Source organism: uncultured Campylobacter sp., from assembly GCF_938018145.1.
Taxonomy (GTDB): Bacteria; Campylobacterota; Campylobacteria; order Campylobacterales; family Campylobacteraceae; genus Campylobacter_A.
The window spans coordinates 1-3,066 of record NZ_CALIII010000099.1 but is presented as its reverse complement, the minus strand read 5'-3'; the positions used below and the strand labels follow the sequence as shown (position 1 = coordinate 3,066).

Annotated in this window: 2 protein-coding genes and 1 pseudogene; 2 read left to right on the top strand and 1 reads right to left on the bottom strand. The window is 45.0% G+C overall.

The window, feature by feature from the left end:
- Positions 1 to 1,625, bottom strand: a 1,625-nt coding sequence (gene bamA, locus Q0338_RS02165; protein ID WP_298085326.1) for an outer membrane protein assembly factor BamA, incomplete at its 3' end; no start/stop codon positions are given.
- Between the two features lie 80 nt (positions 1,626 to 1,705).
- On the opposite strand from bamA, the gene Q0338_RS02160 reads away from it, so the two are divergent.
- The gene (locus Q0338_RS02160) at positions 1,706 to 2,536 is read left to right on the top strand and encodes a prephenate dehydrogenase (RefSeq protein ID WP_298085325.1); all 831 of its coding nucleotides are present in this window, start codon (positions 1,706 to 1,708) and stop codon (positions 2,534 to 2,536) included.
- Between the two features lie 72 nt (positions 2,537 to 2,608).
- Positions 2,609 to 3,066 (top strand): annotated as a pseudogene (locus tag Q0338_RS02155) (M23 family peptidase); the annotation flags it as partial.

Below are 3,066 nucleotides of genomic sequence, written 5' to 3'. Positions count from 1 at the left end.
TTGCCGTCTTTGTACCCGACGGTTTTTAGCACGTCGCTAAGCCCACTGATACGGCTTTGCTCTATGATGTAACCCAAAGACGCGCTTAGATTTCTAGTTAGTTTTCTACCTACGACGACGTTTAGACCGTATGATTTCTCGTCGTAGTTATTCCAGCTATAGTCGTTAGCATATAGCGTGCCGCCTAGGCTGTACTCTGAGTCAAAAAGGCGCGGGTTGGTTAAACCTATCTGGCCGGAGAGCTCGTTGTCGCTCCTATCAACGCTTATGACGCCTTTCATGCCGCTACCAAATACGTTCGTGTCCGACACGCTCGCGTTAAGCAACAAGCCGTCCGAGCTACCGTATCCAATACCGCCGCTGATCGAGCCCGTGGAGGCCTCTTTTACTTTTACGAGTAGATCGACTTGGTTTGCTCCGACGCGCTGCTCCTCGATCTCGACCTCATCAAAGTAGCTCGTTCGTTTTAGAGCGTCCTTGCTGTCTTGCAGGTCGGTTCTGCTGTATAAATTCCCCTCCGTGAGATATAGCTCGCGTCTAACGACCCTATCCACGGTTCTGTCGTTACCTGAAATTTGCACGTTTCTTATATATACTTTTTCGTCAGGCACGACCTCATAGACGATGCTGACGGTTCTATCTTCGACGTTTTTCTCGGTTTTTGGATTTATCCTTACAAACGCATAGCCCTTATCCGCCACCATATCGTCGAGCTTTTTCATGTCTTGTCTTAGGCGAGCGGAGTTCATCACGTCGCCGCTTTCTAGTCTAAAGTCTTTTAAAATTTTCTCTTTATCAAGCTCTAAAAACTCAGGCGCTTCGATATCTACGCTAGATACCCTATACTGCTCGCCCTCGGTCACGTAGTAGGTGAGATCTGCCGTGTAGTTGTCCATGTAGGCGTTTAGATACGGGTTTGAAACCGTCGCGTCTAGGTAGCCTTTTTGGTAGTATTTATCTTGGATTCTCGCAGGATCGTTTGGTAGCTCAAAAAGCTTAACCTTGCCGTCGTTTCTGCCCCACATCCAGCCCATAAATTCGCGCTCTTTGTTCGCTACCACAGGCTCCACGTCGTCATAATCAAAAAGCTTCGCGCCGACTAAATTTACGTTTTCTATTATGATATTTTCGCCGCGGTTTATGTTCATCGTGACAAAAAGACTGCTTTCATTGCCCGCTACCGGCTCTTTGGTTACGTCCACGATAGTGTCAAAGTAGCCCTTTGACTCGTAATACTGCCTGATGCGCTCTTTTGCGCGCTCGATGGCTAACTCGTCGTACATATTGCCTTGTTTGATGTTGATTAGCCCGTCGATAGCGGTTTTATCGTTAGTTACTACGCCTTTGATATCGATACGAGCGATGCTAGGCTTTTCTTTTACCGTTACGGTCACGTCGCCGCCCTCGTTTTCGATGTAGATATCGTCGAAATAGCCCTGCCTAAACAGCTTTGCGATCGCTCTATCCGTGCTATCGCCGCTTAGCTCGTCGCCGACTTTTAGTCCCATTATCTCCTTTGCGGTTTCTGGAGATAGATGGATGAGACCTTTAAAATTTATGGAAGTTATCTGCTCGGCATTTGCCAAAACTGCGCCCAAAAGTAGTAGAAAAACGCTTTTTTTCATTGATTTAACCTAAAAGTGATGATAAGGCTGTATAATAGCACATTTTATTTTTAAACAATATAAATTTAAAAGGCGAATTTATGAAAATCGGTATCGTAGGCCTAGGACTCATCGGCGGCTCGCTCGGACTCAGTCTCAAAAACGAAAAACTAATCAGCTGCGTTAGCGGCATGGATCTAAGCAAAGAGCACGAAAAACAAGCCATTGAGCTCGGTCTTGTGCATGAAATTTTGACGCTTGAGGAGATGAAGCAAAAGTGCGATATGATATTTCTAGCCATCCCCGTTGAAGGCATCATAAAAATCGTCAAAGAATTTGAAGGTATCGGCGAAAACACGACTATCGTCGATCTTGGTAGCACCAAGCAAAAAATAATCGAAGCCGTGCCAGAGAGCATCAGGCAAAATTTCATCCCCGCTCACCCGATGGCGGGCACCGAGTACTCCGGCCCAACCGCAGCTTTTTCGGGGCTTTTTAAAGACGCCGTCGTAGCTATCTGCGACTTTAAAGAAAGCGGCGAGATGCACGTCAAGCGCTCGGTCGAGCTGTTTTCGCACCTGGGCATGAAGATCATTTTTATGAGCGCGGCGGAGCACGACCATCACGCCAGCGTCATCTCTCACCTACCCCACGCTATCAGCTTTTCGCTAGCTAGCAGCGTACTAAAAAAGGAAAACAAAAAAAATATCATCGCGCTAAGCGGCACTGGATTTAACGGTATGATCAGGATCGCCAAAAGCTCGCCCGTGATGTGGACGGATATCTTTAAACAAAACAAGCAAAATTTGATAAATTCGATAGACCTTTTCAAAAAAGAGCTTGACGAATGCGAAAATTTAATCAAAAACGAGCAGTGGGACGAGCTGCGAGAATGGATGAGCGAAGCTAGAAAAATACGCGAAATTTTATAAATTCAGGCGCAAATTTACCTTAAATTTATCGCTTTTTAGTAAAATCGGTCTCTTTAAGATTTAGGAGATTTTATGAGAAGACGCGGCAATCCGAATTTGATATTTTTCGGCGTTATTATTTTACTTTTAGTTGCGGCGGTAGCTTTTTTATTTACATCAAAAACATTTGAGCGCGAAGCCCCAAACATCGCCATCTCAGATCAAATTTACTGGAACCTAACCTCGCCTCTACCGATCAAGATAACCGACGAAGGCGGCGTAAAATCAGTTAAAATTTCACTCGTAGACGAAAAAGGCAGCGTAAATTTGCTAACTCAAAAATTTGAAGCGCCGTCTGAAATCGTCGATTTAAATTTGACCTTTCCTAAAACGGGATTTGGCGCACAAAAAGATATCTATAACATCGTAATCGAGGCCACCGATACTAGCAAATGGGGATTTTTCCTTGGCAACACGCAAAAAAAAGAGGTCAAAATCACCGTCGATAATAAAAAACCCGACGTAAACATCCTAAACCACTCATACGCCAT